A 23,947-nucleotide genomic window follows, 5' to 3' on the forward strand; every position below is an offset into this window, starting at 1 on the left:
GGTGTTAGGTTATCTAACCTAGGCGCGGAAACGACCACAGGCAAGGGGAGCGGACATGCCGAGGAGCCCGATCCTGAGTGCCTCGCGCATCCGGACCGCCGCACTGCACATCATCGACCGGGACGGCCTGGACGGCCTGTCGATGCGCAAACTGGCGTCTGAGCTGGGCGTTCAGGCCGCGTCGCTGTACGGGCACGTGAGCACGAAGGACGACCTGCTGCACGAGGTGGCCGCCGGCATCCTGGAGCAGGTCGACGTGTCCGGGTTCGAGGGCGGCGACTGGCGGCACGGCCTGCGCAGCTGCGCCCGCTCCTACCGGGCGGCTCTGGCCGCGCACCCCAACATCGTGCCGTTCCTGGCCTACGGCCCGGCGCACCGCGAGGCGTCACTGCGCCGGCTGGACGTCGTGCACGGCGGCCTGGTCGCGTCCGGCTGGTCCCGGCGCGAGGCCACGATGATCGCCGCGGCACTGATGTACCTGGTCTTCGGCGCCGCCCTGAGCTCGTTCTCCAGCGGCTTCTCCGAAGACCAGACCTTCTACCGCGACCGCTACCCGAACCTGGACAAGGCCCACCTGCTGCCGTCCGTGGCGCGGGAACTGGACCACGACAGCTTCGAACTGGCCCTGGACGCCCTCGTCACCGGTCTGGGCGCGCGAGCGCACGACTGAGCCGCGCCACCAACCCGCCCCGATCCGCGGGCGCCACCGTGAGCCAGTCGGACCCGCTGCTCGCGTACCGGCCGCGTTCGGTGTCGAACCACGTGATCGGGTGCTCCGCGCCGTCGACGGCGAAGTGACCGGTGCCCGTGATGGGACCGGCCAGCATCTCCCGCACGGCCTTGACGTCCGGGTTGCCGGACCGGCGAACGGCGCGCGTGAAGCCCTGCGGCTCGTCGGGCGCGAGGTCCTTCGCCGCCACGGTCACCGGCTTCCCCGGCCCCGGCCGCAGCGGCGGCAACACCTCGACCGCCGCCTCCGCCGCGCCGCGCACCACGTCGAGCAGCACGAAGTCGCCCTGCTGCACGGCCCGGACGGCGTAGTTGCCCCGTGCCACGACCACGGCGCGCAACAACGCGTCGGCGCGGACGTCCGGCATGCCCAGCACGGTGACCCGGGTGGCGGGGCGGTGCAGGAGGCGGAGCGCGTCCTCCAACTCGGCCTCCGGCCGCCCGCGCCGGGTGAGCCCGCGGCGGTCCAGGTCGGCGTGCACGGCCTGACGGATGCGCCGCCGCTCGTCGAAGGTCTCGCCGAGGGACGGCATGTCGAGGGGGTAGGGGAGAGCGCCCGCGTCGAGGTCGTCCCAGAGGACCTCGAAGGCGGGCAACGACAGCGCCGCGACCCGTCTCATTCGCCGATGGTCTCCGGGGCGACCATGCGCGTGTCGTCGAAGTACTCGTCGGTGGGGATCAGGTACTTCGTCTGGTGCTCCTGGTCCTCACCACCCTGCCCGCCACCCGCAGCCCCACCTGCCGGGAACCCGCCCGCACCGGGCGTCGCGCGCCCCTGACCACCCTGGCTGCCCGCAGGCCCGAACGCCCCACCACCGGCGGGCCCGAAGCCAGGCGTGCGCGCCCCACCCGGAGCCCCGCTCCCACCGGCCCCGCCCGCGCCCGGCATGCCCACGCCGGGCGCACGGCCGAGGCCGGCCGCGTTCCTGCCATTGCCTCCCGCGCCCGTGGGCGACGCACCGCGGTTCGCTCCCCGCGGCGGCGATACCGGACCCGTGAGCGGCCGTCGACCGGGCGGCACGACTCCGGGCGGCGGCATCGGCGGCACGGCGGGCGGGTGGTGGTACGCGGGCGGCGTCAGCGGAGGTGGAGTGGGTGCGACCGGCGGCGGCGCGGTCCACGAGGTCCGCGTCGTGCCAGTCCCGTCGCCTGGGGTGGGGACGGCGGACGTCGTGGTCGTCGTTGCCGGGGGAACACCCGTGCCGACCCGCTCGGCCGGGTCCACTGCCCGGGTGGACACGGCCGGGTGCCGCGCGTCCGAGGTGACCACGGCCTGCTCCTGCGTGACCTTCGGCGGCTCCGCGAGCGCGGGCATGCCGAGCGCGGTGGAGTACAACGCGTCGTCCCGCCCGTACATGACGTTGATCGCCTCGGCTCGGGCCGCGTCCGCCTTGGCCTTCTGCTCCGGGATGGTGAACGGCAACGCCATGACGGTGAAGATGTTCCCGCTGTTCATCGCGTCCGAGAACATCTTCCCCGGGTCGAAGTCGACCGGGGGTGGCATTTTCGCCGTCGCTTCACTCGCCACGTAGGTCTGATCACGCACGACCTCGCTGGTGCGGGTGAAGTGGTCACCCGCCTGGTCACTGAATTCGCCCACTTTCAGCAGTGCGTCGCGTGCTCCCTCGGCCGCACTTCCGGTCCAGCCGTCCTTCGACCCGGTGATGATGACCGAGAAGTCCACCGCGATGTCGTTCAACGCCTTTCCGACGCTTTCCCACTCGTCCGCGATGCGGTGCGCGGTGTCGGCGTCGAAATTGCGCCGGACCGTCTCCACCAGCGCCGGGTGCGTCAATCCCTCGTAGCGGGCGGTGGGGCTGGGCACGGTGGGCTTCGAAGTCATCTGTCCATCCTCGCGGTGTTCAGGGAAGCTTCGGGGCGATCAGCTCGGCGGTTCTCGTGGCCCGTTCGCACGCCGCCGCGGTATCCGTCGAAGTCGCGTCCACGGTGCCGACCACCTGCACCGACGACGATTCCGAGGTGGAGATGACCACGTGGCAGATGTACTTCGCGTCCAATGGTGCCTCGATCCGGGTCGCCGGGTACCCGCCGATTTCGGTCGGCACCGAGTGGTCGCCCTGGTAGTCGAAGTCGCCTATTCCCTGATCGGGGTGGACGGCCGCGCTGGCTCCCCCGTTCCCGCTCACGTACCAACTGCACGTGTCCGCTCCGGCCACCTGGTCCGCTTCGCCGGGGTACCGCAGGCCGAGTTGGCCGACTTCGGCCGAAGTCAGCAGGTCGCAGGGCTTCACGTCGGCGAGCGCGTGGTCCGCCGGCGCGTCGGACGACGCCGGTGCCGACCCCGTGGTCGACGCGGGCAGGGGTGAGCCGGCGGTGCCGGTGCCGCACGCGGCGGTCAGCAGCGCGAGCCCGGCGATCACCAAACGGGCGGTGGCGCGGTTCATGACTGGATGCTTCCTCGGATGTCGTCCATCTTGGCCTGGTTCGCGGCGTCCATGTTCTGGTAGGAAGCCCGGCTCTTCTCGATTTCCGCGCCGAGGTCGCTGATGGCCCGGACCAGTTGGGGGATGATCCGGGTGAGCACCTCGTTGCCCATTTCGCGGTTGATCTGACCGACTTCTTCCGCGTATCCGCCGCCCAGCGGGGTTCGGCTGCCGACCAACGTCGACCTCATGGTCACCCTGTCGAGTTCGTCCCGCATCGCCGCCAACTTGGCGAGCATCGAGTCGACTGCGTGCGGGTCGATCGACAGCGCGTGCGCCTCGGTCGCCGCGGCGATCGCGCCGGTGGCGGCCCGGATGTTCACCAGTCCGATGTCCCACCACCCCGTCCCCGATTCCCGGCTGAGCTTTTCCAGGGCGAATTCACCGGCATTGTCGAGCTTCGCGCCGCCGTCCTCGACCACAGGGCACACCCCTCCCCGAAGCGCCTTGGTTGTCGATCAAGGACTGTAGCGCAGTACCATGGTAGGTGTGGACCACCGGTCCTACGTCATCCGAATGGTGTACATGCGTGCCGCAGTTCTGCGGAGGCGATTCACGTGATGCTTTCTCGCATTTATTGACCACGGTTCGTGACCGTCGATCCGGGTGTGGTGGCCGGTTCGTTGTTAGGCTCACCCGTATGGCCCAGGCTGTGGAACTGACCGTCGGTGAACGCGTGGTGCGGGTGTCGAACCCGGGCAAGGTCTACTTCCCCGAGCGTGGGATCACCAAGATCCAGGTGGTCGAGTACTACCTGGCCGTCGCCGAGCCGCTGCTGCGCGTGCTGCGCGACCGCCCGACGACGTTGAAGCGCTACGTCGACGGCGTGACGGGGGAGGCGTTCTACCAGAAGCGGTTGCCCAAGGGGGCGCCCGAGTGGGTCGAGACGGCGCGGATCAAGTTCCCGTCCGGGCGGCCGGCGGACGAGGTGTGCCCGACGGAGCCCGCGGTGCTGGCGTGGGCGGCGAACCTGGGCACCTTCGACTTCCACCCCTGGCCCGTGCGGCGGGCGGACACCGATCGGCCGGACGAGCTGCGCGTCGACCTGGACCCGCAGCCGGGCACGGACTTCCGGGACGCGGTCGAGGTCGCGATGGTGCTGCGGGAGGTGCTGGGCGAGCTGGGGCTCACCGGTTACCCGAAGACCTCCGGCGGTCGCGGCGTCCACGTGGCGGTGCGCATCCGGCCCGAGTGGGACTTCGTGGACGTGCGGCACGCCGTGATCGCGTTGGCGCGCGAGGTGGAACGGCGCGTGCCCGACAAGGCGACCACCTCGTGGTGGAAGGAGGAACGGGGCGAGAAGGTCTTCCTGGACTTCAACCAGGCCGCCCGCGACCGCACCATCGCCTCCGCCTGGTCGGTCCGCGGCACCCCGCGCGCCACCGTCTCGACCCCGGTGACCTGGGACCACCTGTCCACTGTGGACCCCGATGACTTCGACGTGCTGACGGTCCCGGCGTACCTGGCCGACCACGGCGACCCGCACGCGTCCCTGGACGACGAGGCGTTCGGCATCGAGCGCCTGCTGGAGTGGTACGAGGCCGACGACCGGGGCGAGATGCCCTACCCGCCGGACTACCCGAAGATGCCCGGCGAGCCGCCGCGCGTGCAGCCGTCGCGCAAGCGCAACTGAAACCTCCGCGCGCAGGGTTCACACGACGGGGGTCTCGCGTGGCCGGTGGTCCAGGGGGAATGTGGGACAGGTGAACGCACGACGCCTTGAAGTGCAGCTGCCCGCCGACATGTCGGCTCGTGATTCCGCGGCCGTGGCCCACGCCATCGGGGCGGTGTTGGACGAGGCGGGGGTGGACGCGGAGGTCGAGCTCCGGACCGAGGAGCCGGACGAGGACGGTCGATAATCGGTCGCTCCCGCTCGGCGGGCGATCTAGCCTGCCGGCCGTGACCTTCCCCCCGGCGATGACCGAAGAGCAGTTCGAGGCGCTTGACGACGACGCGTTGCGGCCGGGTGTGGAGGCGTTGTGCCGGCACCTCGGGGTGTCCGGGGACGTGACGCGGTTCGCGGACGGGTCGTTGCCGGTGTACGCGGTCGGGGTGCGGCACGTGCTGAAGCTGTTCCCCGCGGTGCACCTGGACGAGGTGGCGACCGAGCGGGACGTGCTGGAGGCCGTGCAGGGACGGCTGCCGGTGCCCACCCCCGGCCTGCACGCGGCGGGGGAGTTCGGCGGGTGGGGTTACGTCTTGATGGAACGGCTGCGCGGCGCGAGCCTGAAGGACGTGTGGCCGAGCCTGGGCCCGGACGCCCGGCAGGACGTGTCACGGCAGGTGGGGGAGGCGCTGGCCGCCCTGCACGCCATCACGCCGCCGTCGCTGGGCCCGGCCGACTGGGCGGGGTTCGTGCGCGCGCAGCGGCAGGGGTGCGTGGCGCGGCAGCAGGCCCGCGGGCTCGCGCCGGGGTGGCTGGAGCAGGTCCCGGACTACCTCGACTCGGTCGACCTCGGGCAGCCGGACCTGGTGCTGGCGCACACCGAGGTGATGAGCGCCCACCTGCTGGTCGACGACGGCCGCCTGACCGGCCTGGTCGACTTCGAACCGGCCATGCGGGCCGCCCGCGAGTACGAGTTCGTCGCCACCGGCGTCTTCCTCACCCGCGGCGAGCGCCGGGCCAACCGGGCCCTCCACGACGGCTACGGCCGCGCGCTCGACCCGCGCAGGGTGCTCGCCTACGCGCTGCTGCACGTCTACTCGAACCTGCCCTGGTACCTGCGCGAGGTGCCGACGGCCGCCACCACCCTGGACGAGCTGGCCGACCACTGGTTCGGCGCCTGACCTGCCGCGACCTTCGGCCAACCGGCTGTTTCCGACAGCGGTTCAGCCGCGATCGGACTGGTCCTCTCGTACCATGGAGGCCAACGCCGAAGAGAGGGAGGCCCGCCGATGACCCAGGCGTACGTGGTGCGGTTCGTCGGCGGCCCCTTGGACGGGCGGGTCGACTCGCACGCCAAGGCGCCCGAGGCGCCGAGGCAGACCGTCACCCACGTCCACCTGCACGGCGGCCCCAAGATCGTGCACCACTACGACCTCCAGTACGCGGTCGAGTACGGCTGCGAGTACCGCCTCCGGGTGGAGGACGAGTCCGGGCTCTGAACAGAGTCAGAAGCAGCCGGCCGTAGACAAGCGTCTCACCAGCGGTTTACCGTTTGCAGTGCGTGAGAGCGCTCTCACAAAGCTGTGAGTCCCTGCTGGAGGTTCCTGTGCGTTCAATCCGCCCCCACCTGGCGGCCCTGGCGGTCGCCGTGGCCGCGGCTGCCGCGATCCCGCTCGCCCTGCCCGGAACGGCCGGCGCCGTCACGGTCGGCGCGGGCAGCTACGCCACCACGCGCCCGGCGGGCGCGGTCGGCCCGTCCGACTCCAACGGCGCAGCCCTGACGCCGAAGGTCACCGCCCGGATGGCCGGCCGCCCGGTCCCGACCAACGACTGGTGGTCGTCCCTGGTCTTCCAGCGCTACCCCGGCAACCCGTACTCCGAGAACATGTACGCCCACCCGCTGACGTTCCACGCGGCGGCGCAGGGCCTGGGCGTCGGCTACCCGACCAGCCCGAACATCACCCCGGACGGCCGGTTCTACGAGTTCATGCACACCGACGACCTGTTCGTCGGCGTGAGCGGCCTCAACGCCCCGCGCACCCAGGTCGACGGCTGGTCCGACTGGACCGTTAGTCCACTGTGGACTGACGGCACGCGCACGCTGCGCACCACCATCGGCCACGGTTCGCCGTACGTGTACGCCGAGGCCAGCGGCGGCGCGGCGCGCGTCGGCTTCAACGGCTCCACCTCGATCTGGAGCAACACCGGCACCACGCTCGGCGTCACCATCAACGGCCGCGACTACGCCCTGTTCTCGCCGAGCACCTGGAACGTCGTCGGCACCGCCGAGGCCACCTCCAACGCCGCGTTCTTCTCCGTGGCCGTGCTGCCGAGCCGCGACGCGCTGTCCCTGTTCCAGCGCTACGCGTTCTCCTTCGTCACCGACACCAAGGTCAACTGGACCTACAACTCGGCGAACGCCCAGCTCACGGCCACCTACACGGCCACGACCACGGCACGCCAGGGCACCCAGACCGGCACCCTGCAGGCCCTGTACCGGCACCAGTGGCTGGCCTCGTCCGACACCGTCACCGGCTACCGCTACACCTCGCCGCGCGGTGAGATGCGGCTGCGCGAGGGCTCGTCGTTCACCACCCGCAGCACGTTCAACGGCGTCCTGCCGGCGCTCCCCCTGTCCTCGGCAGCCGACCAGAACCGCCTGCGCAACGAGATCGACCAGGAGCTGAACGCCGCCGACCCGTGGAAGGGCGCGGGCGACACCTACTGGACCGGCAAGGCGTTGTGGCGGCTGGCGGCGCTGGCCCGCGTGGCCAACCAGATCGGCTACACGACGGGCCGCGACCGGCTGCTGGGCATGGTCCGCGACCGGCTCACCGACTGGCTCACCGCGACGTCCGGCGAGGCGGGCAACCACTTCGCCTACGACGCCACCTGGGGCACGCTGATCGGCTACAAGGCGTCCTACGGCACCGACGCCGAGATGAACGACCACCACTTCCACTACGGCTACTACGTGCTCGCCGCCGCGATCCTCGCGCAGCACGACCCGACGTGGGCGTCCGACTCCCGCTACGGCGGCATGGTCAAGCTGCTGGTCAAGGACGCCAACAACTACGACCGCGCGGAGAGCCGCTTCCCGTTCCTGCGCAACTTCGACGCCTACGCGGGCCACGGCTGGGCGTCCGGCCACGCCGGTTTCGCGCACGGCAACAACGAGGAGTCGTCGTCCGAGGCGATGATGTTCGCCACCGCCGCCGTGCTGTTCGGCCAGGCCACGGGTGACACCGCGCTGCGCGACGCGGGCATCTACCTGCACACCACGCAGGAGAGCACGATCGCCCAGTACTGGTTCGACAAGGACGACACGGTCTTCCCGGCGGCGTTCCAGCACGGCACGGTCGGCATGGTGTGGGGCGCGGGCGCCAGCTACAGCACGTGGTGGACGGCGAACCCGGAGGAGATCCACGGCATCAACATGCTGCCGATCACCGGCGGCTCGCTGTACCACGCCGACTACAAGGCCGACATCCTGCAGAACGTGAACGAGCTGCGGGCCAACAACGGCGGCACCGAGGTCGAGTGGAAGGACGTCATCACCCAGTTCCTGGCGATCGCCGACCCGGCGCAGGCGCTGGCCAACTACGGCTCGGGCCTGACTCCCGAGGACGGCGACTCCCGGGCGCACGCCTACCACTGGATCACGTCGCTGAACACCTACGGCACGCCCGACACGTCCGTGACCGCGAACGTGCCGACGCACGCCGTGCTGAGCAAGAACGGGGCCCGCACGTACGTGGCCTACAACCCGGGCACCACGACGGCCACGGTGACGTTCTCCGACGGGCAGACCCTGTCCGTGCCGGCGTCGTCCACCGCGTGGCGCGGACCGGCGGGCAGCGGCACCGACTCCGGCAGCGGTGGCGTGAACCCGACGACCACCACGACCACGTCCACGACCACGACCACGACGACCACCACGACGACGACCGCTCCGCCGGTCAGCCGTGACGCGTTCGCCACGATCCAGGCCGAGTCCTACGACCAGCAGCAGGGCGTGTTCAAGGAGACCACCACCGACAGCGGCGGCGGCCAGAACATCGCCGGCATCGCCAACGGCGAGTGGGTGCTGTTCCGGGGCGTCGACTTCGGCACCCGCACCGGCCGGCAGTTCTCCGCCCGGGTCGCCAGCGGCGCGGCGGGCGGCGTGAGCGGCCTGGTCGAGGTCCGCGTCGGCAGCCCCACGGCCACGCCGCTGGGCAGCTTCGCCATCGCCAACACGGGCGGCTGGCAGAGCTGGCGCACCGTGCCCGCCAACATCACCGGCCTGACCGGCAAGCAGGACGTCTACGTCACCTTCACCAGCGGCCAGCCGGCCGACTTCGTCAACGTCAACTGGATCACGTTCGGCTCCTAGACCTGCCGCCGCATCCCGCTCCACCGGAGGAGATCGGATGAACGCGAGATTGAGAGGTGTCATCGGCGCCGCGTCCGTCGCGCTGGCACTGGCCCTGATCGGGTCGGTGGTCGCATACCAGCCGGCGGGCGCGGGCCCCCTGGTGAACCACGACAACCACCCGGCCGCACCGGACGCGCACCAGGCCGCGGCCATCGAGGGTCAGGCCGGCATCCAGGCCGCGTCGGAGTTCCGCGCCAACTGCCGCGCGAGCCACCGGTCCGGCAACGACCCGATCATCTACCCCAACCAGACCGGCGTGTCGCACGTGCACGAGTTCTTCGGCAACCGGTCGACCAACGCGTCGTCCACGTACACGTCGCTCAAGGCGGCGGGCACCACGTGCGACCCGTTGGTCGACCTGTCCGCCTACTGGGTGCCCACTCTCTACAAGAACGGGCAGCCGGTCGCGCCGGAGAGCGTCACCGTGTACTACCAGGGCATCCACGACATGCAACGCGCCGTGGCGCACCCGCCGAACATGAGGTACGTGGTCGGCAACTCCCGGGCGACCAGCCCCGACCAGAACCCGTCCGCGCGGTGGTCGTGCACCACGCAGTCGGCGTCGAGCCGGGACTTCCTGAACTGCCCGGCGGGCACCAAGCTGGAGACGTACCTGGACTTCCCGACCTGCTGGAACGGCCGGGACCTGGACAGCGCCAACCACAAGGACCACATCGTGTTCTGGGCGGGCTCGTGCCCGTCCACGCACCCCGTGGTCCTGCCCAGGCTGGAGTTCCTGATCACCTACCCGGTCAACGGCGGCGGGCTGTCGCTGGGCGGGACGGTGAACGGGGTGAACGTGACCAACGCGCCGGGGTACACCTTCCACGGTGACTTCATCAACGCGTGGGACCAGCCGGAACTGGAACGGCGGGTGCGGGACTGCGTGAACGCGGGTCGCATCTGCGGCACCAACGGCAACCCCATCTAGCAGGAGGCGGCGAGGGCCCTCGGGCCCTCGCCGCTCCGTCCTCTGTGGACTGGTGCGCCGAGTGGCCGGCGGGTGGCAGGATCTGCGGGATGGAGTCCCGGGACCGCCTGCCGGTCACCCTCGCGGCACTGGTCGTGGTGGCGGTCGCGCTGTCGGCCATCCGGCCCAAGAGCTACGGCACCTGGTTGCTGGAGGTCGCGCCGATCCTGGTCGCGCTGCCCCTGCTGGCGTGGACGCGCCGCCGGTTCCCGCTGACCCGGCTGGCGTACTGGCTGATCTTCGGGCATGCGCTGGTGCTCGCCCTCGGCGCCCACTACACCTACGCCGAGGTGCCGTTCGGCGACCTGTGGACCGACCGCAACCACTACGACCGGTTCGCGCACTTCGTGCAGGGGTTCGTGCCGGCGGTGCTGGTCCGGGAGGTGCTGCTGCGGCGGACACCGCTGCGGCCGGGGCGGTGGACGTTCTTCCTGGTGTCGGCGACCTGCCTGGCGGTCAGCGCGGGGTACGAGTTCGTCGAGTGGGCCGGTGCGGTGGTCGGAGGCGAGTCCGCGACCGACTTCCTTGGCACACAAGGGGATGTGTGGGACACGCACTGGGACATGCTCCTTGCGCTCGTCGGGTCGGTGGTCGCACAGTGGTCGCTCGGGCGTGCGCACGACCGGCAGCTCGCGGAATTGTCGGTGGGGTAGGGCAAGCTGCACACGACGGATCTCGGGCAAGACGTGTCGGTGTCGGTCGTGTCGGTCGTGTCGTGTTGGTGTCGTGGCGTGGAGGTTGGTAGGCGATGGCGAAGGTGAAGCAGAGCTCGTTGTCCCCGGAGGACATCGACCACCTGCGCGCGGAGTTGGCCGCGGGCCGCCCGGCCGCGGTCTGGTTCACCTCCGCGGCGGTGGGGGTGGAGGCCGGGCGGTCGGGGAAGGTGGTCGCGTTCACCGAGCCGGCGGAGGGTGATTTCATCCAGGTGCGGCCGACGGGGGAGAAGGACGACCTGTCGTTCTCGCCGGGCGAGCTGACCGTGGAGAAGCCCGCACCGCGCAAGCGCGCCCCGGCTCCCGCCCCGAAGCCCGAACCGGCGGCCGCTCCCGCGCCGGTCGAGCACATCTACACGCCCGCGCCCGCTCCCGCCCCGGCTCCGCCGAAGCCGAAGCCCGCACCGGCCCCGGCCGCCCCCGCGGAACGCCGCCCGGCCGCGCGCAAGCAGGCGAAGCCGGCGGAGGTGACGGTGACCCTCACGTCGACCGCGGACGGTGAGTGGACGGTCGACGTGCAGTGGGGGTCGAAGCGCACGCTGAAGGCCGCGCCGGTGGTCGCGTCGGCGGTGTCGCAGGCGGCGAAGCTGCTGCCGCCGGAGGTCGACGAGGCGGTCGAGAGCGTGCTGAGCGCGGCTCGCGAACGCCACTTGGCGCGGGTCGAGCAGCTGCGGGCGGAGCTGGAGGAGGCGCAGCGGGCGCTGGCCGAGCTGACCGGCTGACCTGGCAAGAACACGTATTGCAACGTATTGATGATTGCCGTTCCGCGATCGGGTGAGGGTACTTCCCCTGGCCGGCGGTAGGGGCGGACCGTGGGGTCGAAATACCTTCGGTCGCACGAAGTCCCTCGACGCCGCGGAGGCACAAGATGGTTGTTGAGATCACGACAGCTGCCCAAGCCGAACTGGGCAGCTGCGGCTGCTGCACCGGCTGCACCGGCCCCGGTTGCGGGTGTTGCTCCAGCTGCTAATCCCACCCAACCGCCACACCCGGACCACCCCGGCCCCGGCCGCCCCAGCGAGCCGGGGCCCGGGCCCACCCTCCGGCCCCCCACCGGCGTCGCGCTGTCACCCGCCTTCCCACACCCATCGCCGACCGCACCGCGCTCGCCGCCGCACCGCGCTCGACGCCGCACCGCGCTCGCCGCCGCCGCATCCTCACCACTGGCCACGCTCGGCGGCACACCATCTCTCGCCTCGCCTCACGCCGCGAGCGACCGCAACCGCCGCCCTGACGTGCCGCGAGACGACTTATGCCCGATGGCACGACGCCGCCGGGGTTCCATTCGCAGCGGGCCGCACCGGGCGATCACATTCCTTCACCCGGCCCACGCAGCCGGCCCACGCAGCCGTCGCACCGCAGCCGGCCGCACGACGGCCTTCCGATCCGTTCACGTCCGGGAGTTCCGCCAACCCGCTGCGGGCTGGACCGCGTCCACGCCTCGAGGTCACCAGGCGCGCGGCGCGCGGCCGGGGGAGCGGCGGCTGCCGGCTGCCCTTTCCGCGCCGCCCGTGGGGTCGTGCTAGGCCGGGCGGCCCTGGGGCCGGCGGTCGTCAGCGGACCGGGGTGGTTTCGGCGGGCCGCTCGTTGTCAACCGAGGTACAGTAACAGTGTTTCCGTACATTTTCGGGGCAGGTTCACCCGATCGAGGTCGGCGGGAGTGGCGGGTCGGACGCCGGGTCCCGACGGATCGGGCCGGGAAGCGTAGTGGATCGGTGGGATTTGCGCTGGTCAGCGTCACGGGGGGCAGACAGTGCCGCTGGACGGCACCTTGGCGTCGACCAAGAACTCCTCCGCCGCCCGAGTCGCGCACGCGGACTGGCCGAGAGCCCCGTGACCACCACCCTGCCACCCCACCACGACGCCGGCCGGCAGGGCCTGGGCGGCGCGTTCACTGCCCTCCCGCGGCGTCACGGGGTCGGTGGCGGTGGTCAGGACGAGGACCGGAGGGGCGCCTGCCAGTCGAGGCACCTTGACCTGCTGCGGCACGGGGAAGGGGCCGCAGGCCAGCAGCTTGCGGGCGAAGTGGGCGCCGAACAGCGGTTGCTTGGTCCGCCAGTCGGCGGTCAGCCCGGCCACCCGCTCCGGCGGCACCCGGTTCGTCGTGTCGTTGCACCCCGTGATGATCGCGGCGTCGATGCGCGGCGGGTCGTCGGCCTGCTCCAGCACCAACGGCCCGACGAACGCGCTCAGCTTCGCCCCGTCACCGCCCTCCGCGGCCACGATGGCGTCCGCCAGGGCACCCCACCGCGCCCGGTCCGCCAGGCCGGCCAGCACGGCTTCCGTGGCGGTCCCCGGGGTCAGGTCGAAGTCGCCCCCGCGCAGCGGCTTGTCCCGCAGCGACTCCAGCAACGCCTTGAACCGGTCCGTCGCACCGGCGCCCAACGGGCACCCGCGCACCACGCAGTCCTTCTGGAACGCCGAGAACGTCTCCTCCGCCGCCACCGCCCGCGTCTGCGCCACGGCCGTCGCGTCCAGCGTCGGGTCCGGCGCGCCGTCGAACACCATCCGCCCGATCCGGTCCGGGAACCGCGCCGCGTACAGCGTCAGCACCCGCGAACCCTCACCGACGCCGATCGCGTTCAGGTGCGGCACGTTCAACGCCTCGCGCAGCTGCTCCAGGTCGGCCGACGCCCGCCACGAGTCCACCCCGGGCAGCCGGTTCTCCATGTCGAGCACGCACTCACGGCTCGCCAGCGTGTACGCGTCGACCAGGTCCTCGTGCGACTCGGCCCCCGGGTCGGCCTCCACGATCCCCACCCGCGCCGAGTCCGGCACGCACTGCACCGGGTCCGACTCGCCGGTGCCCCGCCGGTCCACCCCGATCAGCGTGAACGTGCTCAGCACCGTCGCGGGCAGGCTCGCCGCCAGCCGCGCGGCCTTCACCGTGCCCGGCTCGCCACCGGCCTCGCCGACCACCACGAGCGGGCTGCCGCCCGTGCCGACGCGCAGCAGCGACATGCCCAGGCTGCCCCGGCCGGGACGGCTCGGCACGTCCAGCCGGACGGTGAGCTGCGTGCACTCGTACTCCCACGTGCCCGCCGGCGCCGACGACCCCATCCGGGCACGCGTCGAGTCCGTGCACGGCGACCAGGACAAACCGGGCGCCTCGAAGCTCTCCAGCGGCGGGACCTCGCGCGGACCGGACGGCACGCTCACCGTGGACGGCTGGTCGCCGTCACCGTGCACGGCGATCACCGGCCGGGTCGACGGACCCGCGCTGCACGCGGCCAGCGCGCTCAGAGCCACCAGCATCAGAGTGGCGTGACGCCGACGCGGCACAGCGGTCCCCTCGCTCTCTCCCACGGCGTTGGTCTCCCGTTGGGGCTGGTGCAGAGCCTCACACAGTCCAGGTGAGACTTCGGTGAGCGGGCTGGGAGAGGATGTCGGCATGGTCACGGTGCACGTCGAAGGCTTCCGCGAGCGCAAGCTCACCCGCTCGGGCCCGTTCACGCTCGCCGCCAAGGCGTACGGCGCCATCCCGCCGCCCGCCCTCGTGCTGTTGGGCGTGGTCAGCGTGCAGATCGGCGCGGCCGTGGCCAAGCAGCTGTTCACCCTGGCGGGTGCGGCGGGCACGGTCACGCTGCGGCTCGTGCTGGCCGCGCTGATCCTGCTCGCGGTGTGGCGTCCGTCGCTGCGGCTGGACCGGCGGACGTACGCGGTGATCGTCGGCTACGGCCTCGTGCTCGGCGCGATGAACCTGAGCTTCTACCAGGCGATCAAGCACATCCCGCTGGGCGCGGCGGTGACGATCGAGTTCCTGGGGCCGCTGGCGGTGGCCGTGATCGGGTCGCGGCGCTGGTTGGACGGGGTGTGGGCGCTGCTCGCGGCGGCCGGCGTGCTGCTGCTGACCAGGGTCGACGGCGGCCTGTCGGTCACCGGTGTGCTGTTCGCGGCGGGCGCGGGCGCGTGCTGGGCCGGGTACATCCTGCTCACCGCGGCGCTGGGCACCCGCACGTCCGACGGCAAGGGCCTGGCCCTGGCGATGGTGGTGGGCGCGGCGCTGGCGCTGCCGTTCGGGGTGGCCGAGGCGGGCACCATGCTGCTCGACCCGGTGGTGCTCGTCGCGGGCGCGGCGGTGGCGCTGCTGTCGTCGGTGGTCCCGTACTCGCTGGAGCTGGAGGCGCTGCGCAAGATCCCGCCGCGAGTGTTCGGCATCCTGATGAGCCTGGAGCCCGCGGTCGCGGCGCTGGCCGGGTTGGTCGTGCTGCACGAGGCGCTGCACCCGGCCCAGTGGGTCGCGGTGTTCTGCGTGGTGCTGGCGTCGGTCGGGGCGACCCGGACCTCGAAACCGGAGGGGTGAGCGGCGGCCCCCCGCGACGCTCAGGCGGTGGCGGTGGCGGTGGCTTCGGGCTTCGGTTCCTCGACGCCGAGCCGGCCGTCGACGAGCTCGCCGCCCCGCTGCTCGAAGACCGTCGCGTAGGTGGCCGAGTACTTCCGGTAGACGTCCAGCGCCTCGCCGTCCGCCGCGGCGGCCACGTCGGCGCGGAACTCGTCGCGCAGCCGGCGCATGGTGTTCACGTCGCCGCGCCGCTTGATGCTGTGCAGGTAGGGCTTGAACGTCACGTTCAGCCCGCCCACCACGGCCGCGGCGAGCAGCAGCACCTTGCCCAGCGCCGTCTCCGACGAGGTGAAGCCCACTGCCAGCACCGCGGGCACCGCGATCAGCACGACGGTGTAGAGCAGCCCGGTCGTCCGGTGCACGACCCGCCACGTCGACAACCGCCGGCAGTCGTGCCGCATGCGGTCGTCGAGTTCCCGGATGAGCGCGTTCACGTCAGCCACAGCCGACGACGGTACCGACCCGAGGGCTCACGCGGGGCGGACTTCGCCGCGCAGCACGGATTCCACGTCGTAGCGCGCGGGCTGGTCGAGCTGGTCGTAGCGGCACGACGCCGGGTCGCGGTCGGGCCGCCACCGCCGGAACTGGCCGTTGTGCCGCAGCCGGGCGGGCGCCGCGCCCTCGGTCTGCGAGTAGGCGATCTCCAGCACGCGCTCGGGCCGCAACGGCACCCAGTCGGCGTGCTTGCCGCGCCACCGGTTGATCTCGCCGGGCAGGCGGCGGCCGTCCGGCTCCACCAGCCACGGGTGGTCGTCGTCGGTGATCAGCTCCTGGAACTCCGCGGCCAGCGCCCGCCGTTCGGCCGCCTTGAACGAGCCGACCACGCCGACGTGGTGCAGGACGCCCGCGTCGTCGTGCAGGCCCAGCAGCAGCGAGCCGACCGCCGTGCCCGGCTCGGTGTCCTTGTGCCAGCGCAGCCCGGCCACCACGCACTCGGCGGTGCGGGCGTGCTTGACCTTGACCATGGACCGCTTGCCGGGCGTGTACGCGCCCGCGGCGGGCTTGCCGATCACGCCGTCCAGGCCCGCGCCCTCGAACAGCTCGAACCACTGCGCGGCCAGGTCGCCGTCGGTGGTCGCGGGCGTGAGGTAGAGGCCGTCGCCGGGCGTGATCAGACCTTCCAGCGTCGACCGGCGCTCGGTGCACGGCCGTTCCAGCAGCACCTCGTCGCCCACCGCCAGCACGTCGAACGCCACGAAGCTCGCGGGCGTCTGCTCGGCCAGCAGCCGCACCCGGCTCTCCGCCGGGTGGATGCGCTCGGACAACGCGTCGAAGTCCAGCTTGTCGTCCTTGGCCACGACCAGCTCGCCGTCCACCACGACCCGGGGCGGCAGGGTGCGCTTGAGCGCGGCCTCCGCCTCCGGGAAGTACCGGTTGAGCGGCTTGCCGCTGCGGGACTGGAGGAGCAGCTCGTCGCCGTCGCGGAACACCAGGCAGCGGTAGCCGTCCCACTTGGGCTCGAACACGAGGTCCGCGCCGGTCGGGATCTTGTCCACCGCGGTGGCCAGCATCGGCTGCACGGGAGGGGTCAACGGGAGCGCCACCCGGCCATCCTGCCTGGTGAACCGGGCTAGCGCACGCGTTGGCGCGCCCTCTTGGCCAGATCGAGCCGCACCGCGGTCGGCAGCACCTCGACGCCGAGCGCGGCGCGTGCCCGCGACAGCACCCGGTCGTCCAGCTCCCGCCACACGCGGGTCACGTCCGCGCCGTGGCGCAGGGTGAGCCGCAGCCGCAGCGCGGGCGTGCCCACCACCGACACCTTCGCGCCGTCCACGCCCTCGACCTGCTCGGCGTCGGCGCGCACCGCCGCCGCGAGCGCCTTGGCGGTGACGACGACGTCGTCCAGCAGCACGTCGGGCCGCCGTTCGGGGCGGATCGCGCACCACGCCCACCGCAGCCCGAGGACCACCGCCAGCACGCCGAGCACGGCCAGCCCGATCCGGACGGCGAGCAGGTGCGCGCGGGCCCAGTCGAGCACGGCGGGGTCCAGCACGGGCCGGTCCACGGCGAAGCGGTGCAGCCCGACGGCGGCGCAGCCGACGAGGAGCGCGAGCGCGCCGAGCACGAACGCCATCACCCGTTCGGTGCGGTTCGAGCGGTTCACCGGCGGTCCTTCGGCGACATCACCACGACCGACACCTTCGGCCGCGCGGGCATCGGCAGGTCGGCCACCGCCGCCTGCGCCACCTCCAGCAGCCGGGGCCGCAACGACGCCTCGTCGTGCAGCAGACTGGTCGCCCGGACCCGCACCCTGCGCCGCGACGCGGTCACCGACGCGTCCACCACACCGTCCTCCGCCCGCACCCGGTGCCCGACCACGCGGGCCAGCGACGCGGGCGTGGTCACCACGCGCACGCCGTCGGCCGGGTCGTCCAACGCCACCTGCCGCGCACCCGCCCGTGACGCCACGACCAGCAGCACCAGCCCGCCGACGGCCAGGCAGGCGCCGACGACGAGCACCGGCCGGTCCACCCAGGACCAGTCCACGCGCAGCGGCAGGCCCTGCCCGGCCCAGTGCCGGGCGACCAGGACCAGGAGCACCGCGCCCGCGCCGGCCAGCGCCAGCCCGAGCACCGGCGACAACACCCGCAGCAGGACCCTCATCTACACCACCCGCGGCCGGGTCTCGGCGCGCAGCGCGGACACCGTGACGGCGACCGACCGGACCCGGTAGCCGGTGATCCGCTCGACCTCCTCGGTGACGTGCCGCCGCACGTCCGCGGCGGCGGCGCGCACGGGCGCGGGGTAGCGCAGCGCCAGCTTCAGCGCGAGTTCCAGGTCGCCGCCGTCCTCGCCGACCCTCACCGTCGCGCTCGGCTCCGCGCCGGGCACGAGGCGGACGGCGTGCGCGGCCACCTTGCGCACCACGGTCGGGTGAATCTCGAGCGAGCCGCGGCGGTCGTCCGGGCCGCTCACTTGTCGCGGCCCCGGCCGAGCAGGTCGCTCAGGTCGAGCCGGCCGTCCAGGACCCGGCCCACGACCAGCCCGATCACGCCGACGGCCAGCGTCACCAGGAACGCGGTGAACCCGCCGGTCGCGGCCAGGCCCAGCACCAACCCGGCGAGCAGCCCCGTCTGCGTCGCGCTCATGCGCCCTCCCCCTCCAGGTCGGCCACGACGACGTCGACCGGCGCCCGACCCGCCACCCTCGCCACCGCGGCCCGCAGCTCCGCCACCACCTCGCCGACCGGGCGGCCGAGGCGCAGCACGACCGCCACCTCGACCCGCTCGCCGACCCGGACGCCGTCCACCCGCCGTCCCGGCAGGTAGGAGGCGACCGCGCCGTCCAGGCGGGCCACGTCCGGGTGGGCGAGCAACGCCGCCTCGACGTCCTCGGACACGTCCGTCGCCACGTCCGTCACTCGACCCGGGAGCCCGTGCCGGACTCGGGCTCGTCGTCGTCCTCGGGCAGGTGGATGTCGTTGACGGCGATGTTGACCTCGATGACCTCCAGCCCGGTCATCCGCTCGACCTGGCCGATCACGTTGCGCCGCACGGCGCGCGCCAGGTCGACGATGCTCGCGCCGTACTCGACGATGATGTCCAGGTCGACCGCGGCCTGCTTCTCGCCCACCTCGACGGCCACGCCCGCGGTGCTCGCGGTGCCCGCGCCGGGGATGCGCTCGCGGATGGCGCCGAACGCCCGCGACACGCCGCCGCCGACGGCGTGCACGCCGGAGATCTCCCGGGCCGCGATGCCCGCGACCTTCTGCACGACCGACGACGCGATCGTGGTCCTGCCCTGCTCGGTGTCGTCGGCCGGACGCGCGGTGCCGGTGTCCGGCTTGACGGCGGTGCTCTGAGCCACGGCGGATCCCTTCCGAATCGGAGCGTGCCCGTTCGGATGCGGACGGTATCGCCGATCGGGCCGGAGTCGGGACCTACGTCACCGGATCAGGGGTCACCTTCCGGTACCGCAGCAGGAGGGCGCTGTCGTGGTGCAGCACCGAGTCCAGGGCCAGCGACCGGGGTGCCGGCGGCAGCGGCCCGACCGCGATCCGACCGGCGTCGCCGCCCGCCAGCAGCGGGGAGAACGTCACGCACAGCACGTCCACCAGGTCGGCGTCGATCAGCGCGCCGAGCACGTGCGGCCCGCCCTCGCAGTCGACCCGGCGCAGCCCGCGCTCGTCCAACGCGGCCAGCGCCAGGTCCATCGACACGGTCTCCTCGCCGGCCACGACCACGTCGGCGCCCGCCGCCGCCAGCGCGTCCCGCCGCTCCTTCGGCGCGGCTCGCGTGGTGAGGATGATCGGCGGCACGGACGTGCTGGTCAGCAGCGTGGACGTGGGTTCGATCGAGCACCGCCCGGTGACCACGGCGATCGGCGGCACGGGCGCGAGACCGAGCCTGGCCCGCCGCGACGCGCGCACCTCGCCCGCCTTGACCCCGTGGTAGCCCTCGACCAGGGCCGTGCCCGCGCCGACGAGCACCACGTCGCACAGGTCGCGGCCGAGCATGAACACCCGGCGGTCGGCGTCGTTGCCCAGCCCCTGGGAACGCCCGGCCACCGACACCGCACCGTCCACGCTGGACACGAAGTTGACCTGCACCCACGGCCGGTGGAGCCCGTCGGGGTAGTCGTAGAGCCGTTCCAGCTCGTCGTCGGTGATCTCGCCGTCACGTGGTGGCCACAACATCCGCACCGCCACATCCCAGCACGCCGTTACGATCCGGGCATGTCCGCCCCGCCGCGCCTGTCCGATCGAACCCCGCACGTCGACGCGGACGAGCTGGTGGGCGCGATGGTGCCGCCGCCGCGCTTCGACGCGGTCCGCTTCGACACCTACCTGCCCAACCCCGACGAGCCGAGCCAGGCGGCGGCCGTGCGGGCGTGCCGGGAGTTCGCCGAACGCGTGTCCGAGGGCGGCAGCCGGGGCGGCGTGCTCGGCCGGCTGTTCAAGCGGTCGGGCGACGACGACGGCAAGCCCGGCCTCTACCTCGACGGCGGGTTCGGCGTCGGCAAGACCCACCTGCTGGCCTCGGTGTGGCACGCCGTGCCCGGGCCCAAGTCCTACGGCACGTTCGTGGAGCTGACCAACCTGGTCGGCGCGCTGGGCTTCGGCGAGACCGTGCGGCGCCTGTCGGGCCACAAGCTGCTCGCGATCGACGAGTTCGAGCTGGACGACCCGGGCGACACGATGCTGGTCACCCGCCTGATCAAGGAGCTGACCGCGGCGGGCGTGTCGGTCGCGGCCACCTCCAACACGCTGCCGGACAAGCTGGGGGAGGGCCGGTTCGCCGCCGCCGACTTCCTGCGCGAGATCCAGTCGATGTCGGCGAAGTTCACCGTGGTCCGGGTCGACGGCCCCGACTACCGCCACCGCGGCCTGCCCGACGCGCCGCCGCCGATGACCGACGAGGACCTGGTGGCCAAGGCCCACAGCACGCCCGGCGCCACGTTGGACGACTTCGCCGACCTGTGCGCCGCGCTGGCCCGCATCCACCCGTCGAGCTACGGCAGGCTGGTCGACGGGGTCGCCGCGGTGCACCTGCGCCACGTCCGGCCCGCGCCCGACCAGGCGGTCGCGCTGCGGCTGGTCGCGCTGGGCGACCGGCTCTACGACCGGGACATCCCGGTGGCCGTGTCCGGCGAGCCGCTCTCGGAGCTGTTCACCGCCGAGATGCTGCGCGGCGGCTACCGCAAGAAGTACCTGCGGGCGGTATCCCGACTGGTGGCCCTCTCCCGCTGATCTTGCCTGCTCAGACCCCCGATCGGGAGGGTTTTGCGGGTGGGGCGCCGGGTATCCACCGGCCGTGATGAGCGAAGCGGAACGCCGCACCCTCAGTGAGATCGAGAGCAGACTCGCGGACGAGGAGCCGGGCCTGGCCTCGGCGCTCGTCGCCGGGAAACCCCGGCACCCATTGCTCAGCTACGCCCTCGTGGCCACGTTCGCCGGCCTGGGCGTGCTGCTGCTGTTCCTCGGTGCGTTCGGACCGGCCCTGGCGTCGTTGGGGTTCGGCGCGTTGCTGCTGCTGATGCGCGGCTACACGTGGCGGTGAGCGCGGCCCGCTACGGGACCAGGTTCACCCTGGCCGTGCAGCTGCCCACGCACGCCATCGCGTCGTAGTTCTCCCACCGTGCCGCCCCTTCCGCGGGGTCCTGCACGAGCAGCCCGGCGAAACCCGCGCCCATCAGCCGCAGCGAGCTCATCCGCGTGTACCCGGTGACCAGCCTCGCGTGACCGGGCACGAAGCTGATGGACGGCCGTTCCTCGCGCACCTCGGTCAGGTACTCGGTGAACGTCGGCGCCGTCGACACCGCCACCGACAGCGCCGCACCGGTCAGCCCCCGCACCGCGGGCGCCACGTCGCGCCACGTGCCGCGCACCGGCGCCTCCTCGGTGCCCAACCCCAGTTCCGACGCCAGCCGCTCCTGGTCGTAGCGGTAGCGGTAGAAGTCCAGCAGCACCTGCACGCACGCCGCCAGCGCCCACTCGTCGGTCTCCTGCCGCGGCGGCCGCACGCACGGCGGCAGAGTCCGCGTGTCCACCTCGGGCCGCAGCACCTCCTCGACCAGCGCCCGGTCGAACCGCCGCACCACGGGCTCGTCCAGCCCCACCACCCGCGCCAGGTGGGTGAGGTCGTGCACGCGTTGCCGGTACCGCTCGGCGGCGTCCTCGCGCGGGTCGCCCACCGGCCACGGCCGCCGCACCACCGCCGGCGCCACGCGTCCCTCCGGCACGAACGCCACCAGCGGCGCGCCCCAGCACGGCCCGGCCGCCACGTCCACGTACCCGCGGCCCACCTGGTGCCGCCACAGCACCACCTCGCCGTTCTCGCACCGCACCGGCTGCGGCTCGCCGACCGGCACGCCGTCCTCGGCGCACGGCAGCGCGCCCACCGTGGCCAGCACCCCCAGCTGCGCCGCGACCAGCCGCACCGTGTCGACCGCACCCATCCCGACGTCCTCCCCGGTCCACCGCTCTGTTCAAGGGAGTCGCGTCACAGTTCGCAGATACGGCCTAATCCGCTGGCCATGGGCAGCGGCTATGGCCGACCATGCGCGGGTGGGATTCCTGGACGCGAACGGCCTCGCCTTCCGCCTGCCCGACGGCCGCGAGCTGTTCCGCGACGTGTCGTTCAAGGTCGGCACGAACAGCGTGGTCGCCCTGGTCGGCGCGAACGGCGTGGGCAAGACGACGCTGCTGCGGATCCTGTCCGACGAGCTGACGCCCACGGCGGGCAGCGTCCGCGTGCAGGGCGGCCTGGGCGTGATGCCGCAGTTCGTGGGCTCCGTGCGGGACTCCAGCACCGTGCGCGACCTGCTGCTGGCCGCGTCACCGGCGCCGCTGCGGGCCGCCGCCCGGGAGCTGGACGAGGTCGAGCTCCAGCTCATGGAGACCGACGACGAGCCGACCCAGATGCGCTACGCCGACGCGATCACCGCGTGGGGCGAGGTCGGCGGCTACGACGCCGAGGTGCTGTGGGACACCGTCACGGTCGCGGCGCTGGGCGTGCCGTTCGACCGGGCCCGGTTCCGCGAGGTGCGCACGCTGTCCGGCGGCGAGCAGAAGCGGCTGGTGCTCGAAGCGCTGCTGCGCGGGCCGGAGCAGGTGCTGCTGCTCGACGAGCCGGACAACTACCTGGACGTGCCGGGCAAGCGGTGGCTGGAGGAGCGGCTGCGCGAGACCGGCAAGGCCGTGCTGCTGGTCAGCCACGACCGGGAGTTGCTCGACGTGGCCGCCACGCACGTGGTCACGGTGGAGGCGCACTCGGCGTGGACGCACGCCGGGTCGTTCGGCACGTGGCACGCCGCCCGCGCGTCCCGGATCGAACGCCTGGCCGAGCTGCACCGCCGCTGGAACGAGGAGCACGACCACCTCAAGGAGCTCGTGCGCACCCTCCAGATCCAGGCCCGGATCAGCGAGGTGATGGCGGCGAAGTACCGCGTCATGCGGGCGAAGCTGGAGCGGTTCGAGGAGGCCGGCCCGCCGCCGGAGCTGCCGACCGACGAGAAGGTGGCGCCGCGGCTGCGCGGCGGTCGCACCGCAGTGCGGGCCATCACGTGCGAGGACCTGGAGCTGACCGGGCTGATGAAGCCGTTCAGCGCGGAGGTCTTCTTCTCCGACCGGGTGGCGGTGCTCGGCTCGAACGGCTCGGGCAAGAGCCACTTCCTGCGGCTGCTCGGCGGCGGCGATGTCGCGCACACGGGGGTGTGCCGGCTGGGCGCGCGCGTGGTGCCGGGCCTGTTCGCGCAGACTCACCAGCACCCGGAGTGGATCGGCCGCACGCTGGTCGACGTCCTGTGGCACGGCGAGGGCGGTCGCAAGGGGCTCGACCGGGGCGCGGCGATGGCCGTGCTGAGCCGCTACGGCCTGGGCAAGCAGGGCGACCAGCGGTTCGAGACGCTGTCCGGCGGCCAGCAGGCGCGGTTCCAGGTGCTGCTGCTGGAGCTGTCCGGCGCGACGTTGCTGCTGCTGGACGAGCCGACCGACAACCTCGACCTGAACTCGGCGGAGGCGCTGCAGGCCGCGCTGGAGGGCTTCACCGGCACCGTCGTCGCCGTCACCCACGACCGCTGGTTCGCCCGCGGCTTCGACCGGTTCCTGCTGTTCCGGTCCGACGGCGAGGTGGTGGAGGTCGACGAGCCGGTGTGGGACGAGACGCGGGTGAAGCGCACGAGGTGACCCGCTCCGGGGTGCCGGACGTCAACGCTTCGCGGGCTCCCGTCCGGCGGTCCGCGCGCGCGGTGGCCGTGGCGGCGCTGGTGGCGGCGCTCGTCGTGCT

At 72.7% G+C, this 23,947-nt stretch carries 28 protein-coding genes; 13 read left to right on the forward strand and 15 right to left on the reverse strand.

Translation table 11 applies throughout. The annotated features are described in order from the left end of the window. Positions 1–55: 55 nt before the first annotated feature. Positions 56–670, forward strand: coding sequence for a TetR family transcriptional regulator (locus ACIQMJ_RS35615; protein ID WP_499765404.1), 615 nt, complete (start codon positions 56–58; stop codon positions 668–670). Here the strand turns inward: ACIQMJ_RS35615 and ACIQMJ_RS35620 are convergent. From ACIQMJ_RS35620 to ACIQMJ_RS35635, 4 genes are read right to left on the reverse strand one after another with little or no spacing between them, the layout of a single operon-like run. Further along, positions 639–1,349 (reverse strand): ESX secretion-associated protein EspG, encoded by a 711-nt coding sequence (locus tag ACIQMJ_RS35620; RefSeq protein ID WP_499765405.1) that lies wholly within the window; start codon positions 1,347–1,349, stop codon positions 639–641. The two genes, ACIQMJ_RS35615 and ACIQMJ_RS35620, sit on opposite strands and share 32 nt — an antisense overlap. Beyond that, positions 1,346–2,572, reverse strand: coding sequence for a hypothetical protein (locus ACIQMJ_RS35625; RefSeq protein ID WP_499765406.1), 1,227 nt, complete (start codon positions 2,570–2,572; stop codon positions 1,346–1,348). Before ACIQMJ_RS35625 ends, ACIQMJ_RS35620 begins: the two co-directional genes overlap by 4 nt. 19 nt (positions 2,573–2,591) lie before the next feature. Then, positions 2,592–3,134, reverse strand: a complete 543-nt coding sequence (locus ACIQMJ_RS35630; protein WP_499765407.1) for a DUF3558 domain-containing protein — start codon at positions 3,132–3,134, stop codon at positions 2,592–2,594. Then, a complete protein-coding gene (locus tag ACIQMJ_RS35635) occupies positions 3,131–3,595 on the reverse strand; it encodes a hypothetical protein (protein WP_499765408.1) in 465 nt (154 codons plus the stop codon). Before ACIQMJ_RS35635 ends, ACIQMJ_RS35630 begins: the two co-directional genes overlap by 4 nt. 218 nt (positions 3,596–3,813) lie before the next feature. Here ACIQMJ_RS35635 and ligD point away from each other — a divergent pair, with 218 nt between their 5' ends. From ligD to ACIQMJ_RS35675, 8 genes are all read left to right on the forward strand, one after another. Next, entirely contained in the window at positions 3,814–4,806 is a 993-nt protein-coding gene (ligD, locus tag ACIQMJ_RS35640) for a non-homologous end-joining DNA ligase (protein WP_499765409.1), read from the forward strand. Positions 4,807–4,876: 70 nt separating this feature from the next. After that, on the forward strand, positions 4,877–5,032 hold the full coding sequence (locus ACIQMJ_RS35645) for a hypothetical protein (protein WP_499765410.1): 156 nt from the start codon (positions 4,877–4,879) through the stop codon (positions 5,030–5,032). A gap of 40 nt (positions 5,033–5,072) precedes the next feature. Beyond that, positions 5,073–5,960 (forward strand): phosphotransferase family protein, encoded by an 888-nt coding sequence (locus tag ACIQMJ_RS35650; protein WP_499765411.1) that lies wholly within the window; start codon positions 5,073–5,075, stop codon positions 5,958–5,960. 108 nt (positions 5,961–6,068) lie between these two features. Beyond that, positions 6,069–6,278, forward strand: a complete 210-nt coding sequence (locus tag ACIQMJ_RS35655; RefSeq protein ID WP_499765412.1) for a DUF8847 domain-containing protein — start codon at positions 6,069–6,071, stop codon at positions 6,276–6,278. 107 nt (positions 6,279–6,385) lie between these two features. Continuing rightward, positions 6,386–9,154, forward strand: coding sequence for a glycosyl hydrolase (locus tag ACIQMJ_RS35660; protein WP_499765413.1), 2,769 nt, complete (start codon positions 6,386–6,388; stop codon positions 9,152–9,154). 37 nt (positions 9,155–9,191) lie between these two features. Beyond that, positions 9,192–10,127, forward strand: coding sequence for a DUF1996 domain-containing protein (locus ACIQMJ_RS35665; RefSeq protein ID WP_499765414.1), 936 nt, complete (start codon positions 9,192–9,194; stop codon positions 10,125–10,127). An 89-nt stretch (positions 10,128–10,216) separates the two neighbouring features. Continuing rightward, positions 10,217–10,819: a DUF2238 domain-containing protein gene (locus ACIQMJ_RS35670; protein ID WP_499765415.1), complete on the forward strand. Its 603-nt coding sequence runs from the start codon at positions 10,217–10,219 to the stop codon at positions 10,817–10,819. A gap of 95 nt (positions 10,820–10,914) precedes the next feature. Next, a complete protein-coding gene (locus ACIQMJ_RS35675) occupies positions 10,915–11,601 on the forward strand; it encodes a DUF6319 family protein (RefSeq protein ID WP_499765416.1) in 687 nt (228 codons plus the stop codon). A gap of 1,015 nt (positions 11,602–12,616) precedes the next feature. Here ACIQMJ_RS35675 and ACIQMJ_RS35680 read toward each other — a convergent pair. After that, positions 12,617–14,134 (reverse strand): alpha/beta fold hydrolase, encoded by a 1,518-nt coding sequence (locus ACIQMJ_RS35680; protein WP_499765417.1) that lies wholly within the window; start codon positions 14,132–14,134, stop codon positions 12,617–12,619. A gap of 136 nt (positions 14,135–14,270) precedes the next feature. Between ACIQMJ_RS35680 and ACIQMJ_RS35685 the strand changes: the two genes are divergently transcribed. Then, positions 14,271–15,182 (forward strand): EamA family transporter, encoded by a 912-nt coding sequence (locus tag ACIQMJ_RS35685; RefSeq protein ID WP_499765418.1) that lies wholly within the window; start codon positions 14,271–14,273, stop codon positions 15,180–15,182. Between the two features lie 20 nt (positions 15,183–15,202). Here the strand turns inward: ACIQMJ_RS35685 and ACIQMJ_RS35690 are convergent, their stop codons facing one another. The 9 genes from ACIQMJ_RS35690 to ACIQMJ_RS35730 all read right to left on the reverse strand — a co-directional run bounded on the left by ACIQMJ_RS35690 (position 15,203) and on the right by ACIQMJ_RS35730 (position 19,857). Next, positions 15,203–15,664, reverse strand: a complete 462-nt coding sequence (locus ACIQMJ_RS35690) for a hypothetical protein (RefSeq protein WP_499765419.1) — start codon at positions 15,662–15,664, stop codon at positions 15,203–15,205. 27 nt (positions 15,665–15,691) lie between these two features. Beyond that, a complete protein-coding gene (locus tag ACIQMJ_RS35695; protein ID WP_499765420.1) occupies positions 15,692–16,765 on the reverse strand; it encodes an ATP-dependent DNA ligase in 1,074 nt (357 codons plus the stop codon). Positions 16,766–16,791: 26 nt separating this feature from the next. Continuing rightward, entirely contained in the window at positions 16,792–17,325 is a 534-nt protein-coding gene (locus tag ACIQMJ_RS35700; RefSeq protein WP_499765421.1) for an Asp23/Gls24 family envelope stress response protein, read from the reverse strand. After that, positions 17,322–17,825, reverse strand: coding sequence for a DUF6286 domain-containing protein (locus tag ACIQMJ_RS35705; RefSeq protein WP_499765422.1), 504 nt, complete (start codon positions 17,823–17,825; stop codon positions 17,322–17,324). Before ACIQMJ_RS35705 ends, ACIQMJ_RS35700 begins: the two co-directional genes overlap by 4 nt. Next, positions 17,826–18,137 (reverse strand): Asp23/Gls24 family envelope stress response protein, encoded by a 312-nt coding sequence (locus tag ACIQMJ_RS35710; protein ID WP_499765423.1) that lies wholly within the window; start codon positions 18,135–18,137, stop codon positions 17,826–17,828. Further along, on the reverse strand, positions 18,134–18,310 hold the full coding sequence (locus ACIQMJ_RS35715) for a hypothetical protein (protein WP_499765424.1): 177 nt from the start codon (positions 18,308–18,310) through the stop codon (positions 18,134–18,136). The genes ACIQMJ_RS35710 and ACIQMJ_RS35715 overlap by 4 nt, the downstream gene beginning before the upstream one ends. Further along, positions 18,307–18,573 (reverse strand): hypothetical protein, encoded by a 267-nt coding sequence (locus ACIQMJ_RS35720; RefSeq protein WP_499765425.1) that lies wholly within the window; start codon positions 18,571–18,573, stop codon positions 18,307–18,309. The genes ACIQMJ_RS35715 and ACIQMJ_RS35720 overlap by 4 nt, the downstream gene beginning before the upstream one ends. A gap of 5 nt (positions 18,574–18,578) precedes the next feature. Further along, a complete protein-coding gene (locus tag ACIQMJ_RS35725; RefSeq protein ID WP_499765426.1) occupies positions 18,579–19,028 on the reverse strand; it encodes an Asp23/Gls24 family envelope stress response protein in 450 nt (149 codons plus the stop codon). 73 nt (positions 19,029–19,101) lie between these two features. Continuing rightward, positions 19,102–19,857: a pyrimidine reductase family protein gene (locus ACIQMJ_RS35730; RefSeq protein WP_499765502.1), complete on the reverse strand. Its 756-nt coding sequence runs from the start codon at positions 19,855–19,857 to the stop codon at positions 19,102–19,104. Positions 19,858–19,896: 39 nt separating this feature from the next. Between ACIQMJ_RS35730 and zapE the strand changes: the two genes are divergently transcribed. Then, entirely contained in the window at positions 19,897–20,910 is a 1,014-nt protein-coding gene (gene zapE, locus ACIQMJ_RS35735; RefSeq protein ID WP_499765427.1) for a cell division protein ZapE, read from the forward strand. 67 nt (positions 20,911–20,977) lie between these two features. Beyond that, a complete protein-coding gene (locus ACIQMJ_RS35740) occupies positions 20,978–21,220 on the forward strand; it encodes a DUF3040 domain-containing protein (protein WP_499765428.1) in 243 nt (80 codons plus the stop codon). A gap of 10 nt (positions 21,221–21,230) precedes the next feature. On the opposite strand, the gene ACIQMJ_RS35745 is transcribed toward ACIQMJ_RS35740, so the two are convergent. After that, positions 21,231–22,118, reverse strand: a complete 888-nt coding sequence (locus ACIQMJ_RS35745) for a hypothetical protein (protein WP_499765429.1) — start codon at positions 22,116–22,118, stop codon at positions 21,231–21,233. Positions 22,119–22,209: 91 nt separating this feature from the next. Between ACIQMJ_RS35745 and ACIQMJ_RS35750 the strand changes: the two genes are divergently transcribed. Continuing rightward, complete coding sequence (locus ACIQMJ_RS35750; RefSeq protein ID WP_499765430.1) at positions 22,210–23,847, forward strand: ABC-F family ATP-binding cassette domain-containing protein; 1,638 nt, start codon at positions 22,210–22,212, stop codon at positions 23,845–23,847. Positions 23,848–23,947 lie beyond the last annotated feature (100 nt).

Origin of the sequence: Actinosynnema sp. NPDC091369 (assembly GCF_044757065.1) — a bacterium.
Taxonomy (GTDB): domain Bacteria; phylum Actinomycetota; class Actinomycetes; order Mycobacteriales; family Pseudonocardiaceae; genus Actinosynnema.